Raw genomic sequence first — 25,301 nt, forward strand, 5'->3', positions numbered from 1 at the left:
TTTCCTCAGGCTTGGTCGCCGTTTCAGACGATGAGTATGGCTCGGATATCGTTGACATTGGTCAGGGTCGGCCCGGTTTTGACCAGATCCCCGATCTCGTCGAAGAATGAATAGCTGTCGTGCGAAGCGAGATAGGCTCGGGCATCAAGGCCCTTCTTACGGCCGCGCTCCAACGTGTCGGGCGTGACGACGGCCCCCGCTGCATCTTCGGTGCCATCGATGCCGTCGGTATCGCCAGCAATCGCCCATATTCCGGCATGTCCCTTGAGGGCCACCGCAAGGCCGAGAAGGAATTCGGTGTTGCGGCCACCGCGCCCCGCGGCCTCGCAGCCGATCGTAACCGTCCCTTCGCCGCCCGACAGAAGGACGGCGGGCCCGCGAACCGGAAGCCCCTTGGTCTTTGCGGATAAGGCGATGCCCGCCATCACCGTACCGAGCTCGCGCGCCTCTCCCTCGATGGCGTCGCCGAGGACAAGTGTTTGCAGGCCCGCGTTGGCGGCGGCTTTCGCTGCACTATCCAGGGCGAGCGAGGGGGCAGCGATGATGCGGACATCGCTTGCGAGATCCGCGGGTTTCGGCGTCTCGTCGCCGCTTTCGAGGACGGAGCGTGCCGTGTCGGGCAGAACGATCCTGTAGCGGGATATGATGCCGCGAACCTCGTCGATCGTGCTTTCATCGGCGATCGTCGGGCCGGATGCGATGGATGCAGGATCATCGCCCGGCACATCGGAAATGACCAGGGTAACGACTTTCGCGGGCTGGGCGGCCAGCGCGAGACGGCCTCCCTTGATACGCGAGAGGTGCTTGCGAACGGCGTTCATCTCGGTGATCGTCGCGCCGCTTGCCAGAAGCGCGCGATTGACGCTCTGCTTGTCCGCCAAGGTCATGCCGCCCGCCGGAGCGACCAGAAGCGCCGAGCCGCCGCCGGAGACGAGAGCAACAACGAGATCGTCCGGTGTCAGCCCGCGAACGGCTTGCAAGACATCGGCAGCCGCCCTTTCGCTCATCGCATCCGGAACGGGGTGCGATGCCTCGATGATGCGGATGCGACCGGCAGGCACCGCGTGACCATAGCGTGTCACGACAACACCGGAGAGATCGACATTCGGCCAGGCGCTATCCAGCGCGGCCGCCATGGCCGTCGATGCCTTACCGGCGCCGACGACGATGCATCGGCCCTTTGGCTTGTCCGGGAGGTTTTCGAGAACCGCCCGCTGGGGACTGGCGCTTTCGACCGCTGCATCAAAGATCTGGTGCAGCGTTTCCCGTGCTTTCTGATCGGTCCAGGACATCGTCGTTCAGACGTTCGATGTGTGGATCTCATCGACGACCGCGTCGGTGACTTCCTTGGTGTTGGCCGTTCCACCGACGTCAGGCGTCAATATGCCGGCCCCGGTCACGCGTTCGACGGCCCGCATCAGGCGTGCGGATGCATCTGTTTCACCGAGATGGTCGAGCATCTGCGCCGCCGTCCAGAAGGTCGCCACCGGGTTTGCAATGCCTTTGCCGGTGATGTCGAAAGCAGAACCATGGATCGGCTCGAACATCGACGGGAAGCGGCGTTCCGGATCGATGTTGGCGGTCGGCGCGACGCCGAGGCTGCCTGCGAGCGCGCCTGCAAGGTCCGAGAGGATGTCGGCATGAAGATTGGTGGCGACGATGGTGTCGAGGCTCCTCGGGTTCAGGGTCATGCGGACGGTCATGGCGTCGACGAGCATCTTGTCCCAGGTGACATCGGGGAATTCCTCGGCCACCTCAGCCGCGATTTCATCCCACATCACCATGCCGTGCCGCTGGGCATTGGACTTGGTGACGACGGTCAGGAACTTGCGCGGCCGGGACTGGGCGAGCTTGAACGCATAGCGCATGATGCGGGTGACGCCGACGCGGGTGAAGATGGCGACCTCAGTGCCCACCTCTTCCGGCAGCCCCCTGTGCGCACGGCCGCCGTGACCGGAATATTCGCCTTCGGAGTTTTCGCGGACGATAACCCAGTCCAGATCGCCCGGGCCGCAGTTGCGCAGCGGCGGCGTGATCCCGGGCAAAATTTTCGTGGGGCGAACATTCGCATACTGGTCGAAGCCCTGGCAGATAGGCAGCCGCAGTCCCCAGAGCGTGACGTGGTCGGGAACATCAGGCGCTCCGACGGCGCCGAAGTAGATGGCGTCGAACTTCTTCAGCTGCTTCAAGCCATCGGTCGGCATCATGACGCCGTGCTTTTTGTAGTAGTCGGATCCCCAGTCGAAATTCTCGAGATTGAACTTGATCCCGCCTTCGCGCTTCTCGATTGCAGCCAGGACACGTGTGCCGGCAGCGATGACTTCAGGGCCGATGCCGTCGGCGGGGATGGTGGCGATTGCATATTCACGCATTGGTATTCTCCGATTGGGTCAGCTCTGGTCAGTGTTGACTGGCGGCGCGGGTATCAGCCGCTTTGGGGCCGGACCGTGCCAGGACGAGGGTGAGGATTGCCGAGATCAGCAGAAGCCCGGCGACGAAGTAGAGGCCACCGGTGAAACTCCCGGTCGTATCCTTGATCCACCCGATCATCGACGGACCGACGAAGCCGCCGAGGTTGCCGATGGAGTTGATGGTGGCGATGCCGGCCGCCGCAGCCGGGCCGGAAAGGAAGAGGGTCGGCATGCTCCAGAGCGGCGGCTTCGACGAGCTGATGCCGATATTGACGAGGGTGAGAGCGATGAGGACAGTGAATACGCTGGTCGCACCCGTTGCGAAGGCCAGTCCTGCGGCTGCCAGCAGGCAGGCTCCGACGACGTGCCATGTCCGTTCGCCGGTCTTGTCGGAATGACGTGCCCAAAGAACCATGGCAATGACGGCGAAGATACCGGGAATAGCATTGATGAAGCCGACCTGGAGTGCCGATAGGCCGAACTGCTTGATGATCTGCGGAGCCCAGATGCCGAGGGTGTAAAGCCCGGCAGAGGTGCCGAAATAAACCAGGGCGAGGGCAATCACGCGGATGTCGGCCAGTCCTGCCAGGATGCTGTGGCTGGCCTTGCTTTTGCCTGCCTGCTCCGCATTCATCGTTTTGACGAGCCAGCTGCGCTCTTCGTCCGTCAGCCATTTCGCCTTTTCCGGACGATCGGTGAGATAGAACAGGACGACGACACCAAGGATGATGGCTGGGGCTGCCTCGATCAGGAACATCCACTGCCAGCCGGCAAGGCCGAGAAGGCCGTGCATTTCCATCAGCGCGCCGGAGATCGGCGAGCCGAGGACCGTGGAGAGCGGTGCTGCGGCCATGAAGATCGCGGTCACCGCGGCGCGGCGGCGGGCCGGGAACCAGAAGCTGAGATAGAGGATGATGCCGGGGAAAAAGCCCGCTTCGGCGACGCCGAGAAGGAAGCGCAGGATGTAGAAGCTGGTGGTCCCCTGCACCAGAGCCATGAGGCCCGAGACGATCCCCCAGGTGATCATCACCCGGGCGATCCAGATGCGGGCACCGACCTTGTTGAGGATGAGGTTCGAGGGAACTTCGAAGAGGAAGTAGCCGACGAAGAAGATGCCTGCACCGATGCCGAAGACGGTCGACGAGAAGCCGAGGTCCTGGTTCATCGTCAGGGCGGCAAAGCCGATATTCACGCGGTCGAGAAACGCGATGAAATACAGCAGCATGATGAACGGTACGATGCGGAATGTGATTTTGCGCAAGACGCGCGTTTCCAAGTCGTGAGTCACGACGGTCTCCTCCCAGATTGGACGATAAACGAAGCGCACCTCCTGCGCTTGCGAATATCTATGACCACCGCCGGCTTGATCCTCAAGCGACACAGGAATATATAAAAATTTGATATAATCGAACTCTGGAGCAGACGTTCGTGGACCTGAACCAGCTTCGATGTTTCGTGTCGGTAGCGGACGAGCTTCATTTCGGGCGGGCTGCTCAAAAGCTTGGCCTCCTGCCGGCGTCGCTATCTCGGCACATACGCCTGCTTGAAGAATCCCTCGGGACGCGGCTGATGGCGCGAACGACACGCAGCGTGTCGCTGACGGAAGACGGTCTCGTCTTCCTGGAAGGCGCGCGGGAGATCCTCGCCAAGACCGAAGCTCTTCAGCAACGGTTCCACACTTCCCGCCAGGCAAAAGCGGATGTGCTGCGGATCGGGGCGATCGACAGCGCGGCAGCAGGGCTCGTCCCCATGCTGTTGCACGATTTCCGCCAGCAGTGTCCCGACGTCTCGACGCAGTTGTCGGAAGACAAGACGATCAGGCTGATCCCGAAACTCCTGTCGGGTTCATTGGATTTGGCATTCATCCGCGCCCCCGATATCGTCGACCCCAAGCTGAAGACGATGTTTCTCTTCCATGAGACCGCGGTCGTCGCCATGTCCGAGAACCATCGACTGGCTTCGAGAGCCAGCGTGAGAATCGAAGACCTCGCCGACGAACCGTTGATTGTCCCGGAACGTCGATCGCGGCCGCATAGCCATGACCTGACGATGAAGCTGTTCATCGAGGCGGGACTGCAGGCGCGGGTGGCCCAGCTTGCTGAAGAAAAGCAGACGATTGTCAATCTCGTGGCCGCAGAGATCGGGCTGGCGATCGTTCCTCAATGGACATCGCGGCTCGCCGTCAGCGGCGTCCGTTACATCGCTCTCGATATGGGAGGGACGGCGGCCATGAACAAGCTTCCCCTATCGGTCGCGTGGTTGAAGGGCGTCCGCGACCCGGGACGGGATCGCATTCTCGCCATGCTTCAAGACAAGCTGGCCCACTATGCCGAGCTTGCCTGACAATCGAATTCAATTGCCGCCGCGTGGTTTGACGATGGGCGCCAACGAGCACGCTTGTTCGAAACTGCTCTTGATGATAGGAAAATCGCATGGACAACACCGTGATCAGCACCTTCGTGATGATGATGCCGCGCTCATAGCGTGGCGGGTTTCGTGCGTCCAGAATGCACCAGCGACCGCCCTCGAGGCGGTCTTTTCATGGGTCGATCCGTCTCGCGGGCATTAACAGCCTTCGAAAGGAAACGCCGATGAACAAGATCTACATCACCACCTCCATCCCCTACGTGAATGCCGCGCCGCATGTGGGCTTCGCTCTCGAGCTCGTCCAGGCCGATGCCTATGCCCGCCATTTCCGGCTTCTCGGCCATGACGTGCGCTTCCAATGCGGAACCGACGATAACAGCCTGAAGAATGTCCGGTCGGCGGAAGCCGCGGGACTGGAGGTGAGGGACTTCGTCAATGCCAACGCCGACAGGTTCGAGCGCCTTGGCGGCCTGCTCGATATATCCAACGAGGAATTCGTCCGCACGTCGCGCGATCCGAGGCATATTGCCTGCGTCCACGCCTTGTGGAGGGCATGCGCTGAAAATGGCGACCTCTATCGCAAGGCCTATGAGGGCCTCTATTGCGTCGGTTGCGAGCAATTCTACGAGCCGTCGGAACTCGATGACGGGCGCTGCCCGGAACACGGCATTGCCCTTGAGACCATCCGTGAGGAGAACTGGTTCTTCAGTCTCTCGCGATACGGCGACCGGCTGCGTGAGCTCGTCGAGACCGGGGGGCTTCGGATCGTTCCCGCCCATCGGCGCAACGAGGTCCTTGCCCTTTTGCGGCACGGCCTGAGCGACATCAGCGTGTCGCGCAGCGCCGAACGGGCGCGCGGCTGGGGTGTGCCCGTCCCCGATGGAGATGAGGTCGTCTACGTCTGGTTCGATGCCCTGGCGAACTATCTCACAGGCCTCAGCCACGGGTCCGACCCAACCCTGCTGCAGCACTATTGGAACGGCGGCCAACGCATCCACGTCGTCGGCAAGGGCATCTCCAAGTTCCACGCCATCTACTGGCCGGCCATCCTGCTTTCCGCAGGCCTGCCGCCACCTTCGTCGATCCTGGTGCACGGCTACGTCACGGTGGCCGGAAGATCGGCAAGTCGGCCGGCAACGGCATCGATCCGGAACGCATCATCCAATCCTACGAAACGCCCGACGCACTGCGATATTACCTGCTCCGGCATATACGCTCGGGTGACGATGGCGATTTCTCAGACGAGCGTCTGGAAGCCGCCTGGTCGGGAGAGTTGGCAGGGCAGCTCGGAAATCTCGCCAACCGGGTCCTTGCCCTTCTGTCGACCTCGTTCAACGGCATCGTTCCGCCAGTGCCAGACAGCGAGCTTGTGGAGGAGGCTGCCCGCCTTCCGGAGAAGGTGGCTCGAGCCTTCGCTGCCTACGAGCTCCATGTCGGCCTCGCGGATATTTTCGAGTTCATCGGTGCGGCGAACAGGCGGTTTGCACAACGCGCGCCATGGGCCGATGCGAAAGCCCTGCTTGCCGATCTCACGCCGGGCGATCGGAAGGCGACCGCTACTCGTCTTGGCGCTTCCCTGGCCGAGCAGGTCCACGGCCTTGCGATCATCGCCCGCTGCCTCCTGCCGTTCCTGCCAAGCTCGGCCGCAAAGCTGCATTCCAGGCTCGGAATACCGTCTCCTCGCCTCTATCGGGACCCCTTGATCGTGGCTGGAGTCAAAGCCGCCCCGCAAGCCGTCCTCTTTCCGCAAAGAGCGGCGGCTTGAAGGGGAACCAGCCCGAGATGCTCTGCGCTGCAACTAGCCAGCGCAGGGTTTTGACGTGATCCAGAGTGTCATGAAAGTTTCATATTCAGGCTATTTCCGAGAGCGGGAAAATAATCTACTATTTTAGTCAGGAAACGAGATTTCCTGAAACAACGAAAAGGATACTGATTGGAGATATTTCTTGTGGTTACCGTGCTCGTTGGAGGCTTCGCACTGATCTTTGCGCTGATCGCAAGGGCAGAAAGAGGCGCCACCACCCAGACCACCGCAAACACCAAGCGCAGGTGGGGCAATTCGGAAGGCTCCGGCGATGGAGGTGGAGGCTGGTTCGATGCCTCAGGCGACGGCGGCTGTGATGGCGGTGGCGGAGATGGCGGAGGAGGAGACTAAATCAAACTGAAATCGATAGAATGCCCGACCGCCTCAAGGCGGTTTTTTGTTGCCCGGATTCCAGGCCGTATCGAGACGGCCATACCGCGGGACCATCAGACGGAGCTGTCGAAGGCTATTTGACGGGCAAGTGGACCAACTGACCCACAATCATTATTCCTACGCCAACTGCGAGTATCTTGCGCCAAAATCCAAGTCCAGGTAGTACTGGATTTGATTTTGGGGGAAATCGCTATGGTAAAATCTGAAGCCGGCAGCCCGTATATTTACGGCGTCGACGCACTACGATTTGTATGTGCACTCATGGTAACGATGTTTCATCTTGGATTTGCTTCCTGGGCTTCGCCCTTATATCTAAGACCTTACAAAATGCCCCTGATAGAGAATATCGCCCAACCTGGATGGGTTGGTGTCGAATTGTTTTTCGTCATATCAGGGCTCGTCATCGTCAACTCTGCCGCTGCAGCCACTGCGATGTCGTTTCTCAGGGGGCGAATTCTGCGGCTCTATCCAGCAGTATGGATATGTGCGTCACTGACGCTGATCGTCATTGCAACTCAAGACGTTAATCGCCGCATCATCAAGAACTATCTGCGGTCGATCACCCTCTACCCTGGCGGGCCATGGATCGATGGCCAATATTGGACCCTGGCATGTGAGATCTGTTTCTACGCCCTTGTCTTCATCATGTGTGCGATGGGTCAGAAGGCAAGGATGCCTGCTCTGGCGCTCGGCTTGTCACTGGCCAGCACGGTGTTTATCGCTCTGTTATACGCCCTTCCCGATTCAGACATCCTGGCCACATTCACGGAGACCGCCTGGCGGGCCATCCCTTTTTACTATGGCTGCCAATTTGCCATTGGCATCTACATCTGGCTTTTGTCTCAAGCTCGGATGAGCCGAATTTCCTGGGTGGGTTTGATCTGCGCCTTGGTGACGGGGGCGGCTCAGATATACATGGCAGGCGAAAATACCAGCGAGCGCACTCTTGCCGCAGCCGGTCATTCCTTCTCGCCGCTTCCCGCAGTCGCAATCTGGGTGGCGGGGCTGATATCAATCGTTGCAAGCGTGACCTATGCCAAGCAGATCAGTCGTCTGCCGACCGCCCTCCTTCAATCGGTCAAAACCCTCGGCTCGATGACCTACCCGCTCTATCTGCTGCATTTCGCGATCGGCGTCCAACTTCTCGACTGGCTGACTGATCTGGAGATGACACCGCTGTTGGCGCTGGCCTTGGCCGTTGCGATCGTCTGTGTAATGTCGCTGGCGGTGTGCAAATGGGGAGAGCCTCCCATCCGCAGCGTTTTGCGATTGGTCTTCGACAGGCTTGGGCAACGCGTTGCGGGTCTTCAGGCGAAAGAGTCTCGGGTTTAGGTGCCCGAGCCCTTCATAGCGTCTGCGCTGTGAATGTGTCTTTCCGCCCACGTCGGCGCAGCTGTGCGGTCGGGTTCAATCCAAGGGCATCACAAAGGTGAAGCGTGTCTCGTTGTCACCGGAACTGACCGTGATGGCCCCGCCATGGGCGCGGGCGATTTCCGAAGCGATATACAAACCCAGCCCCAATCCTCTTTGACTTGTGCCGGCTTCGCCTTTGAAGAAAGGCTGGAAAAGCCGTGTCATCGCATCGCTGGAAATAGGAGCGCCGCCGTTGGCGATCCAGAGCTCCAGTCTTCCGTCGACGGTTGCCGCAGATAGCCGCACCGGTTCGTCCGGCGTCCCATGGGTCAGGGCATTTCCCAAGAGATTGGACACCAGCTGGCCAATCCGGCTGCTGTCGCAACTTATAGGGCCGTCTAATTCGATGCTCACCTCAATCCTGCGGTCGAGGTGACTATAGCGGAGTTCTTCGATGACCTGCCGCAGGATCGGCTCGAGCTCCTCCGCTCGCCTGTCGAGCACGATGCCGCCACCCAATCGTGCACGCGCGAAGTCGAGGACGTTGTCGATCAGGCCAGACATGCGAACGACGCTGCCCTGCATCAAATCGAGAACTTTAGTCGAGCGATCGGTCTGCTCTTCCTTTCGCAACATACGCCCCGCAGCGGCAATCGAGGCAAGCGGGTTGCGCAGGTCATGGCCAAGGATGGCGATGAACTGCTCCCGCAACTCGGCGGTTTGCTGTTCGAAGTCGAGCTGGGATTTGACGATGGCACCGGCCGTGTCCGCCGCCGCGCGCGCTTCGACCAGCTCCCGTTCATAACGGCGACGCTCGGCAGCCTGGAACATCGTCACACGGGTGAAAAGCAAGGCACCGTCTTCTGCACGTCTTTCCATGGCATTGGCGAGCACAGGCAGTTTTCTACCGTCCGCCGCCACAAGATCGAGGGCAACCTCGTTGAAAAACCCTTGCATGCGCAGCAAAGGCGCAAAATGGGTTTCGTAGAATATACGGCCCGAGGTGTTGAGCAGATCGTGAAGTCGTTTGCCGAGGAGTTGCTCGGCAGGGATGCCGATCCAGGTCGACAGCGTTTTGTTCACCTTGACGATGCGCCCGTCCGGCTGCAGCGAAAGATAGCCGCATGGCGCGTTTTCGTATAAGTCCTCAAGGTCTTCCGCCGGCATGGAGATCTGCGTGTCGGGACCGCTCATCAGACGAACCGCCGGATTGCAGAGATGACCTCGTCGGGAGCGCTGAGGTTAGGGCAGTGGCCACTTGCGTTCAGCACGACCAATTGACTATTCGGGACCTGCTGATGGACGAATTCGCCGACCTCTTCGGAGGCGATGATATCGTCGCGGCATTGAAGGATCAGCGTTCTGGCGGTGACGCGCGGAAGGTCGCGGCGATTGTCTGAGGTGAAGGTCACCCGTGCGAATGCCTTGGCGATCTCAGGATCGGTGCGGCAGAAACTGTTTGTCAGCTCTTCGCTAAGTTCCGGTCGATCCGGATTGCCCATGATGGCGGGTGCCATGGCGGCAGACCACCCCAAGTGATTGTCGTCCAACGATTTCAGGAGTTCGTCTATCTCGGCCGCGCTGAAGCCGCCGATATAGTCATCGTCGTTGATATAGCGCGGCGACGGCCCGACAAGGATCAGGCTTTCAAACAGTTCCGGTGCCTCCAGCGACGCGATGACGCCAATCATCGCGCTGACGGAGTGCCCGACGAAGACTGTTTGCGTCAGGCCAAGCGCGCGGCAAATTTCCACGAGGTCATCGGCATAACCAGACAATGAAGAATACTTTCCGGCATCATAAGCTGTGAGATCGGATCGTCCCGCGCCAACATGATCGAACAGCACTGTCTTGAAGTCGCCTTCAAAAGCCGGAGCCACGAAGCGCCACATATTCTGGTCGCACCCGAATCCATGCGAAAAGATCATCGCACGCTGGCCATCGCCCCGGACTTGAACATGATTTCGATCGATGACGGTCATCTCGTCCTCTTCCCTGCTTTCATAGCATGTTCAGCCTGTTTTGGATTGAGGAAAGATTATCCAGGCGCCAGCCGTTTGCTGCATACCTCAGTCCGTCACTTTCCGGAGCTTGAAGAAGAATCGCCGAGGGTCGTCGCGCACACACATCATTCCGGCAATCTCGTCATCGTCAATCCTCCGGAAGTAGTCCACGATCGGCTGTTTGTCGTAGATCATCGCAGCCGTTTCGATGCCGTCGACGGCCTGAAGCCGTAACGAAGCGGTCGTGCCTCTCGCTCGAAGCATCTTCTGCAGGTATGAGAACCAGCTGCGCGCGACGAACGTCCGGCCAAAGGGCGCTATCTTGATCGCCAGCCTGATGGGTAAGAAGCTTGGCTCGAGCGCCACCAGTCGGCCCGGTCTCCACGTGAAGAGCAGGGCGTCCGCCCGCATGTCGGAATGGAAGCGCTTGCCGAACCAGTTGAGATTCTCGAGCACGCCGTCCAGTGGATGATCCGACGGAATGCCGACGCCGCTCCAGAGGCCGACCATGTCCTTCGGCTGGACAGGATCCAGCGACCGGAACCAGGCAGCCATCTCCTCCTGCTGGTCGCCTCGCATGATTTCTCCTTCAGGGATGTTCGTTGCGACAAATGAAAAGAAGGTTTGGAAGGTCCCGTTCATGCGGACCAGGCGGAACGCCTGGTGCAGGCTTTCGCATAGGCTCTATGTCTTTAAGCGCAACGGCCCCCGAAGGGGCCGTTGGGGTATTCACCAGACAAGACCGGTCTATGCGTCAGGCGCGCGACGGCAGCAGGGGATAGCCGACCATGACGGCGCGGCCAAGCAGGGCTGCGACGAAGGCCTTGATCACGTCGCCGGGAATGAAGGCCATCGAGCCAACGAAGGCTTTCGTGAAGCCGAAGCCGGCGACGGTGGCGAGATAGGTGATGCCGAAAGCGTAGAGCACGACGATGCCGCCGGCCATGGCGGTGAGGAAGAAGCTCACCGTCTGCACCAGGCCGGATTGCTGTTCGTTGACCAGCCGTTCGCTGAGATAGCCGGTGACGAAGGCGGCAAAGATCCAGCCGATCAGGAAGCCGGCCGTTGGCGACGCGAAGATCGCAAGCCCGCCGCGGCCACCGGAAAGCACCGGCAGGCCGATCGCGACCAGAACCAGCACGATCAGCACGGCAATCGCGCCGCGCCGGGCGCCGAGCACGACACCGGCCATCATGACGCCGAGGGATTGGGCGGTGATCGGCACCGGAATGAAGCCGAGCGAGATCGGCGGCAGCAGGCCAAGCGCCACGATGATCGCGGCAAAGAGGGCGGTAAGAACGAGGTCGCGAGTGCTCATCATGAATTCCGTGTTTATCAATCGTTAACTCACATGCCGCCGAATTCCGCGCGCGTCAATCGCCGCGGCGATATTATCCGCATCCTTAAGGGTCAGGATGATCAGCGGCGCAAGCAGCGTCGTCGGCCGGACCTTCAGCCCGCGTGCCTTATGCGCCTCGCGGATCGCCTGATAACGGCCGACGATCTCCGGCACGAAACGCAGCACCAGCCCCAGCGCCAGGCCGATATCGTCGGCCTGCACCCAGCCGGTGCGTTCGAGCGGGCGGGCAAGCGCCGTCACTTCGTCGATGAACTCGGTGATCGACGTCGTCGCCGTCACGGTGGCGGCAAGCAGCATCAATGCCGTCAGCCGCAGCAGCGGCACGAGCGCCTCCTGCCAGGGATTGAAGATGAGGTTGAAAAGCGCCACGACCGCGATCGTCAGGAAGACCGGCCGCAGCCGCCTGAGCCCATTGGCAAACGGCAGGCCGATCATCCGGTAGAGAACCGCCGTCAGCAGCACGGCGATCGAAAGCAGCAGGATGTTGCCGCTGATGAACAGCACGACGCCGAAGACCGTCAGCGACAACAGCTTTACCCGCGGCGAAAGCCGGTGCATCACGCTGTTGCCTTCGACATAGAGCGATTGCATCAGGCGGCGATCTCCTTGTAGCGGGCGATCGCCTCGGCAGCCGGCGCATCGGCGGCAAGCCGCCCTTCATGAAACAGCAGCACCCGCTCGAAACCGGCGATCAGCTCCAGATCATGCGTGATGATGATGGCGCTTTCCGGGAGCCCGGCGATAATCCCTTCGACCAACGCCCGGTTCTTGAGGTCGAGCTGGTTGGTCGGTTCATCGAGGATGAGAATGCCCGGTCCCGTCGCCAGCACCGAGCAGAGGGCCGCCACCTGCAGCTCGCCGCCGGAAAGCTCGTGCGCGCGGCGCTCGCCCAGCGCCTCAGCGCCGAAGCGGGCCAGCACGCCCTCGACCTTTGCCTCGATTTCCGCCTTGGTTAAGCCGCGCCGCTTCAGCCCGAAGGCGATGTCGTCTTTGACGATCGGCAGGATGATCTGGTTCTGCGGCGACTGGAAGATGAAACCGACATCGGCCACAGCAGCCTTCTCATCGCTCGTGTCGCGGCCGTTGACGGTGACGCGGCCGACCGATGGCTTGGTCAATCCGTTGATCAGCCGCGCGAAAGTGGTCTTGCCCGAACCGTTCAGCCCGATGACGCCGATGCGTTTTCCACTGATGCCAAGCGTCAGCGGCTGCAGCGCCACCCGTGCCCCGAAACTGACCCCGGCGCCTTCGAAACGAATATCCAAACCCATCCCTCGCATCCTCGCGATCCCGCTTCTATACGGGGAATCTCGGGTGATGAAAGAGTAAATCTCCTTGTCGATATCGGGTGGCTAGGAAGATTTTCCGGATTATGATGCAGTCATGACGAATCTGCTTTCCAATTCCGACGCCCGCCGTGTCTTTCTTGCCAAGCAGGGCCTCAGCGCCCCGCCGAACCGCGCCCTGACCAAGGCCGGCCTGCTGCAGCTCATCCATGAACTGGGTTTCGTCCAGGTGGACAGTATCCAGACGGTGGAGCGGGCGCATCATCAGATCCTGTTTTCCCGCAACCAGACCTACAGGCGCGAGCATCTGACCGCGCTGCTCGAAAAGGACGGCGCGCTGTTCGAGCACTGGACACATGACGCTTCCATCCTGCCGAGCGCCTTTTTCGTCTATTGGAAGCACAAGTTCCGCCATCAGGAGAAGGTGATCGTCGAGCGCTGGCGCAAATGGCGCGGCGAGGGCTTCGAGGCGGCGTTCGCGGAGACCTATGAGCGCGTTGAGCGCGACGGCGCGATCCTGGCGCGCGACATCAAGGCCGACGGCCACGTTTCCGGCGGCTGGTGGAACTGGCATCCGAACAAGACGGCGCTCGAATATTTCTGGCACACCGGCAAGTTCGCCATCGCCGGCCGCTCGAATTTCCAGAAGATCTATGACCTGGCGGAACGCGTCATCCCGGCCGAGTTCCGCGAGCCGGAGGTGAGTCGCGAGGAGTTCGTCGACTGGGCCTGCCGCAGCGCGCTTACCCGGCTCGGCTTCGCCACCCATGGCGAGATATCAGCCTTCTGGAACCTGGTCTCGCCCGATGAGGCCAAGGCCTGGGTATCAGCCCATCGCGACGAACTGATCGAAGTGTTGATCGAACCGGCGCTTGGCGGCAAGGCGCGCCCATCCTGGGCTTTTACCGATTTCCTGTCGACACTCGACACTTACCCCGGCGCTCCGCCGCGCGTCCGCGTGCTCAGCCCCTTCGACCCGATGATCCGCGACCGCAACCGCACCGAACGCCTGTTCGGCTTCTTCTACCGCATCGAGATCTTCGTGCCCGAGCCGAAGCGCGAGTATGGCTATTACGTCTTCCCGCTGCTCGAAGGCGACAGGCTGATCGGCCGCATCGACATGAAGGCGGATCGGAAGAAGTCGACGCTCGACGTCAAGCGGCTCTGGCTGGAGCCGGGCGTCAAGCTGTCAGCCGGGCGGCTGGAGAGACTGGAAGCCGAGCTGGACCGGGTCGCGCGGTTTGCCGGTGTGGAGAAAGTCGTGCTTCTCGAGGGCTGGAGAGGGTAGGCGAATCTCGTCCGATATATCTTGCTCCTACCGAGGTGAAAGGACCGAGACGTTGCTACGTATCCCTTCGCCCCAGCGGGGAGAAGATGCCGGTAGGCAGATGAGGGGGTGAGCGGCAAAGCCGCGAATGCACTGAGCGTAAGCGAAGAGCAATAAATGGCGTGCCGTGTGGCCCCCTCATCCGACCCTTCGGGCCACCTTCTCCCCGCTGGGGAGAAGGGAAAAGCCTTTAGCAGATCTCCGTCGTGCTGATCTTGATGCCGAAACCTTCGAGGCCGACATAGTGGCGCTCGCGGCTGGTGAGCAGTTTGATCGAGCTGACGCCGAGATCCCTGAGGATCTGGGCGCCGAGGCCGATTTCCAGCCACTCGCTGTCGCGCGTCTGGGCTTCGGCATGGGCTTCGCGGCCCTGGTTGCGGGCCTTGCGGCCGTTGTCGTGGTGGCCGACGCCGACCGAGCCTTCGCGCAGATAGACGATGACGCCGCGGCCTTGCTCGGCAATCTTCTGCATGTAGAAATCGACCGGGCTGTTCTTGCCGAAGAGATCATCGGCGACATTCTCCGGATGCAGGCGCACCGGGATGTCGACACCGTCGCGGATGTCGCCGAAGACGACGGCGAGATGCTGCATCGGGTCCCAGGGCAGGGAATAGGTATGGGCCTTGGCTTTGCCGAACGGCGTCTCGATGTCGAAGCTGGTGCCGAGCTCGATCAGCGTTTCCTTGCGCTGGCGATAGGCGATCAGATCGGCGACGGAAACAAGCTTCAGCCCGTGCTGTTCGGCAAAGTCCACCACCTCCGGGCCGCGGGTGACGGTGCCGTCGTCGTTGACGAGTTCTGAGATAACGCCGATCAGCGGCAGGCCGGCGAGCTTGCAGAGGTCGACGGCAGCTTCCGTATGGCCGGAGCGCATCAGCACGCCGCCTTCGCGGGAAACCAGCGGGAAAATGTGGCCGGGACGGACGAAATCGGAAGCGCCGACATTCGGATTGGCGAGGTTGCGCACCGTCAGCGTCCGGTCGTCGGCGGAGATGCCGGTCGTCGTGCCGTGCTTGAAATCGACCGAGACGGTGAAGGCCGTCGTATGGGCCGAATCGTTTTCCGCCACCATGGCGTTGAGGTTGAGGCGCTTGGCCTCTTCCTTCGGCATCGGCGCGCAGACGATGCCGGAGGTGTGGCGCACGATGAAGGCCATCTTCTCAGGTGTGCAATGCACGGCAGCGACGATCAGGTCGCCTTCGTTCTCGCGGTCATTGTCGTCCATGACGACGACGATCTCGCCGGCCTCGAAGGCCCGGATGGCGTCGACGACACGCTTCTGGTCATAAGACATGGGACGAGCGCTCCTATTTCAGACGGCCGGTCTGGCCGCGGTCGCGAAGATAATGATCGGCGACGGCGCAGGCGACCATCGCCTCGCCGATCGGCACGGCGCGGATGCCGACGCAAGGGTCGTGTCGGCCCTTGGTGCGGATATCGACATTCTTGCCCTCCGCATCGATCGACTGGCGTTCGGTCAGGATCGAGGAGGTCGGCTTGACGGCGAAACGCGCCACCACCGGCTGCCCGGTGGAGATGCCGCCGAGAATACCGCCGGCATTGTTGGAAAGGAAGATCGGCGTGCCGTCATTGCCCATGCGCATCTCGTCGGCATTGTCTTCGCCTGACGTTTCGGCGGCGGCAAAACCATTGCCGATTTCGACGCCCTTGACGGCGTTGATCGACATCAGCAGCGAGGCGATATCCTGGTCGAGCTTGGCATAGATCGGCGCGCCGAGGCCGGCCGGCACACCTTCGGCGATCACCTCGATGACTGCGCCGATCGAGGAGCCGTTCTTGCGGATGCCGTCGAGATATTCCTCCCAGACCGGCACGATCGCGGCATCGGGCGAGAAGAACGGGTTCTGATCGACCTGGTCCCAATCCCAGTTGCGGCGATTGATCTTGTGTTTGCCGATCTGCACCAGCGCGCCGCGCACGGTAACGCCTGGCACGACAAGGCGGGCGATGCCGCCGGCGGCAACCCGCGCAGCGGTTTCGCGCGCCGAGGAGCGGCCGCCGCCGCGATAGTCGCGAATGCCGTATTTGAGGTCATAGGTATAATCGGCATGGCCGGGGCGATATTGCTTGGCGATCTCGCCGTAATCCTTGGAGCGCTGGTCGGTGTTTTCGATCAGCATGGAGATCGGCGTGCCGGTGGTCGTCATCGTCTCGCCGTCGGCGTCCAGCATGACGCCGGACAGAACCTTCACCAGATCGTCCTCGCGCCGCTGCGTCACGAAGCGGGATTGTCCGGGCTTGCGCTTGTCGAGCCAGACCTGCAGGTCTTCGAGCTTGAAGCGCAGCCCCGGAGGGCAGCCGTCGACGACGCAGCCGAGCGCCGGACCATGGCTTTCGCCCCAGGTGGTTACGCGGAAAAGGTGACCGAATGTATTGTGCGACATGTGTTCCCACGGTGGCGCGCCAAAACCGGTCGCTGCCGGCCGCGCCATTGCTTGAAAAGGCGCGACACTCATAGGCCAAAAACCCGCCGAGGCAAAAGCCTTTCTTTGCGCCAAACCACCAGCTCAGGAAATGCTGTTTCCGTTCGTTGTCGGGGATGGACGGCGCATCCTGCCGCCACTCTCTCTGCGCGGGCGGGGAGGGGTTAGGACGAGGCCGATCGGCAGGCGGCGATCACGAGGCCAGCCGCCACCCCGTTCCTGTGGCTTCTGCGGTGAAATCGTCAAAGGAGAGCGGCCGCGAGAAGGCATAGCCCTGCAGGATGTCGCAGCCGAGATCGCGCAGCAGTGCGGCATGTGCTGCCGTCTCCACTCCTTCGGCCACCGTCTCGACGCCGAGCGAGCGGGCGATCTCGATGATCGAGCTGACGAGTGCGCGCTCCTGCGAGGCATTGACGATCGGCTGCACCAGCTGCCGGTCGATCTTCAGCCGTTTGGGCTTCAGCTTCAACAGGCTGACGATCGAGGTATGACCGGTGCCGAAATCGTCGATCTCGATATCGATGCCGAGCGCCTTGATGCGCTCGAGATTCTGCGAGACGACGTCCTCGCTCTCGTCGAGGAAGATCGATTCCACGAGTTCGAAGGAGATTTCGCCTGGACGGATATGCAGGTCGGCGAGCGATTCCAGCAGGCTGCCGTCATGCAGCCGCCGGGCCGAAACATTGACCGAGACCTTGGGCACGGCAATGCCGCGCGCGGTCCAGCGCATCTTGTCGTGCAGCGCCGTTTCCAGCACGATCCGGTCGAGCATCTGCACGACATTGATCTCGTCGGCGATGCGCAGGAACTTGTCGGGCGTCAGCAGTCCCTTGGACGGATGCTTCCAGCGCACCAGCGCCTCGACGCCGGTCAGTTCCATCGTCCGGGCGCAGAATTGCGGCTGATACCAGGCGGTGAATTCGCCATTGTCGATGCCGGCGAGGATCTCGTCGGCCGTGCGCTTGGTGTTGATGATATCGGCCTGGAGATTGTGATTGAAGAATTCGAAGCGGTTGCGGCCCATGCTCTTGGCGCGGTAGAGCGCGATGTCGGCATTGATCAGCACCTTGCGCGCATCGACATGGATGCCGTTGGCGAGCGCAATGCCGATCGACACGCCGCAGCGGCAGGAAAAGCCCTGGAAATCGATCGGCTGGCGCATCTCCTCGATGATCCGCGTCGAAAGCTGCGCCATCTCCTTGTCGCCGACGTCGAGGGCGAGGATGACGAACTCGTCGCCGCCGATGCGGGCGACGATATCGCTGCCGCGGACATTCTTGGCGAGCACCTTCGAGGCGTGCACCAGCATCGCATCGCCGGCGGCATGGCCAAGCGTGTCGTTGATGTCCTTGAAGCGGTCGAGATCGATGTGCAGGATCGAGAATTTCTGCCGCTGCTGCCGGCCGTCATGGGTGAGATTTTCGAGTGCGATGTCGAGCTTGCGGCGGTTGGCGAGTGCGGTCAGCGGGTCGTGCAGCGAATTGTGCTCGATCCTGTTCTTGACAAGTTCGAGCTCGATATTCTTGGCGACCGCCTCGTCCTTGGCGGCCTTCAGCCGGATCGTCATCAGCACGTCTTCGGTGGCATCGAAGGCGATGCCCATGATCTTCATCTCGCCGGTCCCCGTCTGGTGGACCTTGCCGACCGAGCGCACATAGCGCACCGAGCCGTCGTCGACGATCACCCGGCAGACGAGGGTGTGCGTATCGCCGTTGCGCTTGAAGTGACGCGCGCTTTCGAGCGCCAGGCTCCGGTCCTCGGGGTGGATGCGGCTAAGCCAGATCTCCTCGGTCATGAAGCCGTTGCGCGGCGCAAGCCCGTAGAGCTCGTGCATCCGCTCGTTCCAGATCGATCCGCCGAGGCCGGGCCGCGCCTCCCATATGCCGCACTGATAGGAGTTGAGCGCCAGGTCGAGCCGGCTGGAAAGCTCGGCGAGCTGCCCCTCGCGGCTTGAGAGCTCTTCAAGCGCCAGCTCCAGCTCGGCATTCTTGACCTCGCTCATATCCTTGGCCTTGCGCAGCGTGTCGGTGGTCACCGCATCGGCGGTCACGTCCCAGACGATGCCGATCGTCTTGCTGACGCCACCGGCATCCGTATAGAAGGCGCCGACCGAGCGCAGGTGGCGGATGCCACCGTCGCCAAGCAGGATGCGGTACTGCGCCGTGCAGGCAGCGCCGGCAATGCTGCAGCTGAAGAAATGCACTTCGGCGGTTTCACGATCCTCGGGCAGGATCGACGCCAGCCATTCGTCGAGCGGCCGGCTTCCTTCTGCCGCCGCTTTGCCGTGCAGAGCCGCGGCGCGGGCGTCCCAGAGCAGGCTGCTCGAATGATCCTCCAGCTCCCAGATGCCGATATTGGAGGATTCCAGCGCCAGATTGAGCCGCTGCGACAGTTCCAGCAATTTCGCCTCGCGCCTCTCCAGCGCGGTAATATTGCGATTGCGCTCGCCGAGCAAAAGGGTCGCGAAGAAGATCGGCACGATGATGATGAAGCCGGCGGCAAGGATGATCAGACGCAACTCGGTGCGGTTTTCGGGTATCGCGTTCCAGCCGCTGTTCGGGACCGCGGAAAGCTCCCACTTGCCGCCGGCAAAGCCGATCTTCTGGCGCATCGGATGCTTGTCATCGATATCGGACGAACCGAAGAACGGCGGCGGCAGAGCCGCATTGGTCGCGGCCGCCGCGCCGATATCGCGGATGGCGATCGAAAGATGGTCGAGATGCGGATAGCGTTCCCGGTTCTCGCGGTCGCGTGCCGGCATCAGCCCGGTCGCCTGGTAGAACATCGTCTGGTCGATGGCGACCTCGACTGCCCCCCAGAGCCGCCGCTCGCCGTTCTCCCTGACGAAAACCGGGAAGAAGATGGCAAAGGCGTCGCGGCTATCAATGCTGATCGGGCCGTAGAAGCGCGCCGACTGGTCGCCGGCCGCGCTGGTCATCACCTGGCGGAAGAAGAGAGTTTCGCGCACGTCGCGGCCGATCCGCTCATTGCCGGATTGCGGCGGGTGGATGTCGCGGACGATGAAATCAGGGGCGACGGCGATATGAATGAAGGACGGGTTCTGGATCAGCAGCCAGTTGATCTGGCGCTCCATCTCCTCTCCGTTCGCCGCGCTGAGGGAGATCAGGTTCGTAAGGTCGCGGACGACGCTGAGGTCCAAATTGATCTCGGCCATGACCCGGGCGCGGATCAGATTCGTCTCGTTTTCGGTGCGGATATGAAGTTCGCGCACATAAGACGCAGTATTGGCCCGGTCGAGGCCGAAGCCGACCATGATGACGACGAGGGCGACAAGCGACGAAACCAGAAACGAAACGCGAGTATTCTTCAACACGCGCCGCAACTGCTTGCTGTCGCTGAGCCTGGATAGCAAAATGAAACTCCCCTGTTGGCGAGCAACTGTAGGACGCGCGGGTTAATTTACGATTGCCCGCCGGCGATGCCGAAAAATCGTGTGAAGGGAAAAACCGCGGGTTAACGCGGTATCTTGATTATATTTAAAATCCTATTCATCAATTGGGCGGGAAAAGCCATTCTTACGGGCAATTTTCGCCATATTCAGGAGCTTATCTGTGGCCAGTCATGTTCTCGTGCAGCGTCTTAAAAGGATTGTCGCCATGCGTTTCGTCGTCGCCACGCTTTTGGCAACAGCAAGCTTCCTGTCACCGATGAGCGGTTTTGCCGAGAGCGCCGATGTCGAGGCGACGATCAAAAAGGTCGACACAACAAACCTCGTGCTGACGCTCGATGACGGCAAGACCTATCAGGCGCCTGAGGAATTCAATTTCGACGGCCTCGAAGCCGGCGTGAAGGTGATCGTCTTCTATACCGAGGTCGACGGCAAACGCGTCATCAACGATCTCGACATCGTCAAATAGGCAGTTCTCTGGAGACCGATCAGGTGAGGTAAGCGCCGATCGCTGCAACCTCCCTGGACCGCACAGGCCAAACAGCTCGTTCGCATCCCAATCCGACCTGTTGAGCGCATCGCTGACTGGCACTGCCTAGAGCCAGACGATCGTCCGCTCCGAGGTTTCGATCCGGATGATTCGATCCTGCGGGATCGCGCCTTCCGCAGCAGTGCTTTTCGGCAGGTCGGCGATTGTCTGGAAAAGCGTGCGGATGACGCCGCCATGGGTGACGCAAACCGTCGGGCGATCGACGGAGTTCAGCCACGAGCCGGTCCGCCAGGAGAGAATTTCATAGCTTTCCGCATCATCGCCGGGCGGAATGAAATCCCATTTCGAGGCGTTGCGTTCTGCCACCCGCTCGCGCTGCGTCGCCTTCAGCTCCTTGATCGTCGAGCCCTCCCAGTCGCCGAAGGAAATTTCCACCAGCCTCGGATCGGTGCGATAGGCAAGCGGTGGCAGGCCCATGGCGGTGCGCATGATCTCCATGGTCGCGCGTGTGCGTCCGAGCGGGCTGGCGACGAAATCGAATTGGTCGATCGTGTCGCCGAGAATCCCGGCAAGCGCGATGCCGTTCTGCCGGGCCTGTTCCAGGCCCGTGGCATTCATCGGGATATCCTTCTGACCCTGCAGGCGGCGCTCGGCATTCCAGGCGGTCTGGCCGTGTCTGATCACGTAGATAAGCACGGTCTCAGCTCCGCTCGAAATGCTCTAGTCCTTGATGACGGAAATGTCGGGCGCGTCGACCGCCTTCATGCCGATGACATGATAGCCGCTGTCGGCATGGTGCACTTCGCCGGTGACGGAGCGCGACAGGTCCGACAGGAGATAGAGGCCGACATCGCCGACTTCCTCGATGGTGACGGTACGGCGCAGCGGCGCGTTATATTCGTTCCACTTCAGAATGTAGCGGAAATCGCCAATGCCTGAGGCGGCAAGCGTCTTGATCGGTCCGGCCGAGACGGCGTTGACGCGGATGTTCTGCGGCCCGAGGTCGACGGCGAGATACTTGACGCTCGCTTCGAGCGCGGCCTTGGCCACACCCATGACGTTATAGTTCGGCATCACCTTTTCGGCACCGTAATAGGTCAGCGTCAGCATGGCGCCGCCATCCGTCATCAGCTTCTCGGCGCGGCGTGCGACCGAAGTGAAGGAATAGACGGAGATCTGCATCGTCTTGGCGAAGTTGTCGGCCGAGGTGTCGACGTAGCGGCCGGTCAGCTCGTCCTTGTCGGAAAAGCCGATCGCATGCACGAGGAAATCGATCTTGCCCCACAGCTTTTCGACGTTCCCGAAAACCTCGTCGATGGTGGCTTCGTCGGCGACGTCACAGTGGCCGACCAGCGTCGCGCCGATTTCGGCGGCGAGCGGCTCGACACGCTTCTTCAGCGCATCGCCCTGATAGGTGAACGCGACTTCCCCACCCTGCGCATGAATGGCCTTGGCAATACCCCACGCAATCGAACGATTGTTGGCGACACCCATGATGACGCCGCGTTTGCCTGCCATGAGGCCGGATGCTTGAGCCATATTTCGCTCCCTAGGATTCTGATCGATCCTGCCTATGGCATAGGCCGTTAATCGGTTCAAGCTTGGCCGGGATCATCAACTGTTAGGGATCGTAATAAAGGGTGCGAATGTCATAAAAATTTCATAGGAACAGGCCTTCGCGCATGCTCCGCATGAGATCGGTGATTTTATCGTCGGGTTTTTCCCACAAGATAATGCGCAATTCGACGACGAGATCGCCTCTGCCGCCCTCTTCGCGGGGCAATCCCTGGCCGGGAATTCTAATCATCTTGTCCGAGCCGGACCATGCCGGGATGGTCACGTTCAGCGGCCCGCTCGGTCCCTCGATGCGGGCTTCGGTGCCGAGCACGGCATTTTCGATACTGAGCGGCAGCACGGCGTGCAGATCGAAACCGTCGACCGTGAAGCGCGGATCTGGCGCGATGCGAATGTTGATGACGGCGTCGCCGCGCTGCAGGCCCGGCAGTTTGAAGCCCTGTCCCTTGAGCCTGATCTCGTGACCGTCGGTCGTACCTGCCGGCAATGCGAAGCCGATTTCGCGGCCCTCCGGCAACGATGCAGTGATCCAGCCGCTCTTCAACACGTCGTCGATCGTCACCGTCGCCGTCGTCACCTCATCCGGTGCCTTTTCGAGGCTCGTATCCTTGGCGCCGGTGAAACGGCGCACCAGTGATGTCAGGATGCTGAGCGGCAGCGACAGGTTGGCGGCGGCATTTGCCGCAGCTTCGCCGGCTTCCTCGTCGCCCTTGCTGTCGGCCTCGGCGGCATCGCCGTCCATACGCTTGCCGGCGTCGCCCTGGGCGTTTTGTGTCTGCTGATTTTGGGCCTGCTGGTATTGCGTCTGCTGGGCGCGACCCTGCGCTTGGCCACTGGCAGCTGCGCGGGCCTGGGCGCCGAAAATGCGATCCACCATCTCGTCGGCGGCCTCAGCGGAACCTGCCTGTTGCCTGGAGCCGTCGGCGGCAGCCTTCTGGGCGGCGCGCGCCAATTCTTCCATCACGCGCTCGGCATTGGCCTGCGCCGCCTTGGCGCGCACGGCCGCCTCGCGGGCGGCCTGGCGCTGCTGCATGATCGTCTGTTCGTGTTTCTTGGCTTCGGCCATCCGCAGGGCATTGTCGAACAGGCTGCGCTTGCGCGGATCCTTCAGCGTTTCATAGGCGCGGCCGATCTCGGCGAACCGGGCCGTCGCTGTCGGATCGTCCTGATTGTGATCGGGATGGGCTGATTTGGCCATGTTGCGCCAAGCCGCCTTGATCTCGTCTACTGCCGCGTCGCGCTTGACGCCCAGAATTTTATAAGGATCGCGCATGTCAAAACCGCCGGTGTTGCGATGCGGCAAGCCTCGTCCTTGCCCGGCATCCCCGTCCAATAAAACGTGTGTGGCGCCACCTGCCACAAAGGCAGGAAGAACCACTCTCAACGCCGATCCTGCGGCGGAGTTGCTAATCACTTGTTATTTCTGTGCAGACATGTGGGGTGTTTCGCGGCGAATGGTTAGCTCTTTGCTAAGCATTGGGCAGAAAGCGGCCGCGCGTTAACCTGTTGGCGACGGCGCCGCGCGTCTTTTCGAACGCGCAAAGGGACGCTGTAATATTTTGAACTACCGTAGAGCCTTTCCGGGTTAGATTGAAGCATTCTGTTGGCTCAAACGGAGTCGGATGATCGACCGGTCGGCGCGCGTCGTAGCCAAGCCCTACGGCCAAGCCGGCCGGTCGATCAGCCGGCCCGTTTCAGCCAACCCTCCCGCAGATTTGCCGGGCAAATCTGCAAGACTTTAGAATCGCCGGACGCACCTATTGCTTCGCATGGCGAAGCAGTGCGGCCGGTGGGCCGGGCATCTTTCCGCCAGGATCAAAGGCGATCGGCTCGGACGTACCAGGAGGTATGCCCTTCGCCAATCGCCTTTGCCCTGACGAAAACCTGCTCCGGCAGAATGCTTCAATCTAACCCGGAAAGGCTCTAGGAGGATCAGCTCTCCGGCTGGAAACTCAGAAGCTGCCAGTTGCCGCCACCGACGAGGCAGGTCTTGCCGTAGAATTTGGCGATGCCGACATAGGAATGCCGGGTCGTGCGGAACTGGCGGCAGACCTGGCCGGACTCGTTGTTCTCGACGATCGTATCGATGACGCCGGCACTGCCCGTCGATGCATTTGCCCAGGGAAGCGGCTGGCCCTCGAGCCTTTGCACATCGGCCGAGGTGACGGCATTGCGCACGGTCATTTCGTCGGAAAGCGTGTCGGTGCTCGGCGGCGTCTGCGGCACGGTGCCGGTTGCCACCGACCGGTCGACCTTGGCGTCACTCAAGAAATCCATACCGCCGCCGACGCAGCCGGAAAGCGATAACATCGCGGTGCTGATGACGAAGAACGCGCGGCTGCGTCGCCGCAGGCCCTTTGTATGGCGAGATGACTTTGTTATGACTTCCACCCTGCATCCTGTCCAGTTATCAAAAGCTGGGCGAGTTTTGAATAATCCGGGGCATTTGAACCAATATGTCGGCAAACGAGTTAACAAGCGGTGACTTTACCGAAAGTGGCGAACCCTTCAAGCTCTTTGCCGAATGGCTGAAAGAAGCCGAGGCGTCCGAGCCCAACGACCCGAATGCGGTGGCGCTGGCAACGGTCGATGAGGATGGTCTTCCCAATGTCCGCATGGTTCTCCTGAAGGGATTCGACGACAACGGTTTCGTCTTCTACACCAATTTCGAGAGCCAGAAAGGCCGCGAAATTCTTGGACAGAAAAAGGCTGCCATGTGCTTTCACTGGAAAAGCCTGCGCCGCCAAGTGAGGCTGCGCGGCCCCGTCGAGATCGTCACCGATGCCGAAGCGGACGACTATTTCAAGACACGCGCGCGCGGCAGCCGCATTGGCGCCTGGGCCTCCAAACAATCCCGTCCGCTCGAAAGCCGATTCGCGCTGGAAAAGGCGGTGGCCGAATATACCGCCCGCTATGCTATCGGCGAGATTCCGCGCCCCGCCCACTGGTCGGGGTTCCGCATCCGGCCGACCTCGATCGAATTCTGGAAGGACCAGAAATTCCGCCTGCATGACCGGGTCGAATTCCGCCGGCCATCACCGGAAGGCGAATGGGACAAGGTGCGGATGTATCCGTAACG

22 protein-coding genes and 1 pseudogene are annotated in these 25,301 nt (G+C 61.2%); 7 read left to right on the forward strand and 16 right to left on the reverse strand.

The genetic code is table 11. From position 1 onward, the window contains the following. Positions 1-23: 23 nt before the first annotated feature. Genes AB8B31_RS03230 through AB8B31_RS03240 form a run of 3 tightly spaced genes read right to left on the reverse strand, consistent with a single transcriptional unit; the run spans position 24 to position 3,792 of the window. Positions 24-1,292, reverse strand: a complete 1,269-nt coding sequence (locus tag AB8B31_RS03230; RefSeq protein WP_439007350.1) for a glycerate kinase type-2 family protein — start codon at positions 1,290-1,292, stop codon at positions 24-26. Between the two features lie 6 nt (positions 1,293-1,298). Beyond that, positions 1,299-2,372 (reverse strand): tartrate dehydrogenase, encoded by a 1,074-nt coding sequence (locus AB8B31_RS03235; RefSeq protein ID WP_018245063.1) that lies wholly within the window; start codon positions 2,370-2,372, stop codon positions 1,299-1,301. A gap of 28 nt (positions 2,373-2,400) precedes the next feature. Further along, on the reverse strand, positions 2,401-3,792 hold the full coding sequence (locus tag AB8B31_RS03240) for an MFS transporter (RefSeq protein ID WP_018245064.1): 1,392 nt from the start codon (positions 3,790-3,792) through the stop codon (positions 2,401-2,403). 47 nt (positions 3,793-3,839) lie between these two features. On the opposite strand from AB8B31_RS03240, the gene AB8B31_RS03245 reads away from it, so the two are divergent. The 4 genes and pseudogenes from AB8B31_RS03245 to AB8B31_RS03260 all read left to right on the forward strand — a co-directional run bounded on the left by AB8B31_RS03245 (position 3,840) and on the right by AB8B31_RS03260 (position 8,307). Then, positions 3,840-4,754, forward strand: coding sequence for a LysR family transcriptional regulator (locus AB8B31_RS03245; RefSeq protein WP_018245065.1), 915 nt, complete (start codon positions 3,840-3,842; stop codon positions 4,752-4,754). A 248-nt stretch (positions 4,755-5,002) separates the two neighbouring features. Continuing rightward, positions 5,003-6,543: pseudogene (locus tag AB8B31_RS03250) on the forward strand (methionine--tRNA ligase). A 168-nt stretch (positions 6,544-6,711) separates the two neighbouring features. After that, the gene (locus tag AB8B31_RS03255) at positions 6,712-6,933 is read left to right on the forward strand and encodes a hypothetical protein (protein ID WP_104891238.1); all 222 of its coding nucleotides are present in this window, start codon (positions 6,712-6,714) and stop codon (positions 6,931-6,933) included. 234 nt (positions 6,934-7,167) lie between these two features. Then, the gene (locus AB8B31_RS03260; RefSeq protein ID WP_018245067.1) at positions 7,168-8,307 is read left to right on the forward strand and encodes an acyltransferase family protein; all 1,140 of its coding nucleotides are present in this window, start codon (positions 7,168-7,170) and stop codon (positions 8,305-8,307) included. 75 nt (positions 8,308-8,382) lie between these two features. Here AB8B31_RS03260 and AB8B31_RS03265 read toward each other — a convergent pair whose 3' ends face one another. From AB8B31_RS03265 to AB8B31_RS03290, 6 genes are all read right to left on the reverse strand, one after another. After that, positions 8,383-9,522 (reverse strand): PAS domain-containing sensor histidine kinase, encoded by a 1,140-nt coding sequence (locus AB8B31_RS03265; RefSeq protein ID WP_018245068.1) that lies wholly within the window; start codon positions 9,520-9,522, stop codon positions 8,383-8,385. Then, complete coding sequence (locus AB8B31_RS03270; RefSeq protein ID WP_018245069.1) at positions 9,522-10,310, reverse strand: alpha/beta fold hydrolase; 789 nt, start codon at positions 10,308-10,310, stop codon at positions 9,522-9,524. Before AB8B31_RS03270 ends, AB8B31_RS03265 begins: the two co-directional genes overlap by 1 nt. 87 nt (positions 10,311-10,397) lie before the next feature. After that, entirely contained in the window at positions 10,398-10,973 is a 576-nt protein-coding gene (locus AB8B31_RS03275) for a GXWXG domain-containing protein (protein ID WP_018245070.1), read from the reverse strand. Between the two features lie 112 nt (positions 10,974-11,085). Then, complete coding sequence (locus AB8B31_RS03280) at positions 11,086-11,649, reverse strand: biotin transporter BioY (RefSeq protein WP_018245071.1); 564 nt, start codon at positions 11,647-11,649, stop codon at positions 11,086-11,088. Positions 11,650-11,673: 24 nt separating this feature from the next. Continuing rightward, a complete protein-coding gene (locus AB8B31_RS03285) occupies positions 11,674-12,282 on the reverse strand; it encodes an energy-coupling factor transporter transmembrane component T family protein (RefSeq protein ID WP_018245072.1) in 609 nt (202 codons plus the stop codon). Continuing rightward, complete coding sequence (locus AB8B31_RS03290; RefSeq protein WP_026188642.1) at positions 12,282-12,956, reverse strand: energy-coupling factor ABC transporter ATP-binding protein; 675 nt, start codon at positions 12,954-12,956, stop codon at positions 12,282-12,284. The genes AB8B31_RS03285 and AB8B31_RS03290 overlap by 1 nt, the downstream gene beginning before the upstream one ends. Positions 12,957-13,074: 118 nt before the next feature. On the opposite strand from AB8B31_RS03290, the gene AB8B31_RS03295 reads away from it, so the two are divergent. After that, complete coding sequence (locus AB8B31_RS03295; protein WP_018245074.1) at positions 13,075-14,265, forward strand: winged helix-turn-helix domain-containing protein; 1,191 nt, start codon at positions 13,075-13,077, stop codon at positions 14,263-14,265. A gap of 229 nt (positions 14,266-14,494) precedes the next feature. Here the strand turns inward: AB8B31_RS03295 and ribB are convergent, their stop codons facing one another. The 3 genes from ribB to AB8B31_RS03310 all read right to left on the reverse strand — a co-directional run bounded on the left by ribB (position 14,495) and on the right by AB8B31_RS03310 (position 20,121). Then, the gene (gene ribB, locus AB8B31_RS03300; protein ID WP_018245075.1) at positions 14,495-15,598 is read right to left on the reverse strand and encodes a 3,4-dihydroxy-2-butanone-4-phosphate synthase; all 1,104 of its coding nucleotides are present in this window, start codon (positions 15,596-15,598) and stop codon (positions 14,495-14,497) included. Between the two features lie 13 nt (positions 15,599-15,611). Next, complete coding sequence (gene aroC, locus AB8B31_RS03305; RefSeq protein ID WP_018516574.1) at positions 15,612-16,709, reverse strand: chorismate synthase; 1,098 nt, start codon at positions 16,707-16,709, stop codon at positions 15,612-15,614. Positions 16,710-16,941: 232 nt separating this feature from the next. Continuing rightward, positions 16,942-20,121 carry a bifunctional diguanylate cyclase/phosphodiesterase gene (locus tag AB8B31_RS03310; protein WP_018245077.1) on the reverse strand — a complete coding sequence of 1,060 codons (3,180 nt, stop codon included), beginning with the start codon at positions 20,119-20,121 and terminating at the stop codon, positions 16,942-16,944. Positions 20,122-20,365: 244 nt separating this feature from the next. Here AB8B31_RS03310 and AB8B31_RS03315 point away from each other — a divergent pair, with 244 nt between their 5' ends. After that, entirely contained in the window at positions 20,366-20,626 is a 261-nt protein-coding gene (locus AB8B31_RS03315; protein ID WP_018449305.1) for a DUF1344 domain-containing protein, read from the forward strand. A gap of 126 nt (positions 20,627-20,752) precedes the next feature. On the opposite strand, the gene AB8B31_RS03320 is transcribed toward AB8B31_RS03315, so the two are convergent. The 4 genes from AB8B31_RS03320 to AB8B31_RS03335 form a co-directional block, all read right to left on the reverse strand. Continuing rightward, a complete protein-coding gene (locus tag AB8B31_RS03320) occupies positions 20,753-21,343 on the reverse strand; it encodes a histidine phosphatase family protein (RefSeq protein WP_018245079.1) in 591 nt (196 codons plus the stop codon). A gap of 24 nt (positions 21,344-21,367) precedes the next feature. Further along, positions 21,368-22,186 (reverse strand): enoyl-ACP reductase FabI, encoded by an 819-nt coding sequence (fabI, locus tag AB8B31_RS03325; RefSeq protein ID WP_018245080.1) that lies wholly within the window; start codon positions 22,184-22,186, stop codon positions 21,368-21,370. Positions 22,187-22,307: 121 nt separating this feature from the next. Then, complete coding sequence (locus AB8B31_RS03330; protein ID WP_018245081.1) at positions 22,308-23,525, reverse strand: J domain-containing protein; 1,218 nt, start codon at positions 23,523-23,525, stop codon at positions 22,308-22,310. A 629-nt stretch (positions 23,526-24,154) separates the two neighbouring features. Then, positions 24,155-24,613 carry an RT0821/Lpp0805 family surface protein gene (locus tag AB8B31_RS03335; protein WP_018245082.1) on the reverse strand — a complete coding sequence of 153 codons (459 nt, stop codon included), beginning with the start codon at positions 24,611-24,613 and terminating at the stop codon, positions 24,155-24,157. A gap of 65 nt (positions 24,614-24,678) precedes the next feature. On the opposite strand from AB8B31_RS03335, the gene pdxH reads away from it, so the two are divergent. Beyond that, entirely contained in the window at positions 24,679-25,299 is a 621-nt protein-coding gene (gene pdxH, locus AB8B31_RS03340) for a pyridoxamine 5'-phosphate oxidase (protein WP_018245083.1), read from the forward strand. Positions 25,300-25,301: the final 2 nt, after the last annotated feature.

Origin of the sequence: Rhizobium sp. 62_C5_N11_2, assembly GCF_051811185.1 — a bacterium.
Classification (GTDB): domain Bacteria; phylum Pseudomonadota; class Alphaproteobacteria; order Rhizobiales; family Rhizobiaceae; genus Rhizobium; species Rhizobium leguminosarum.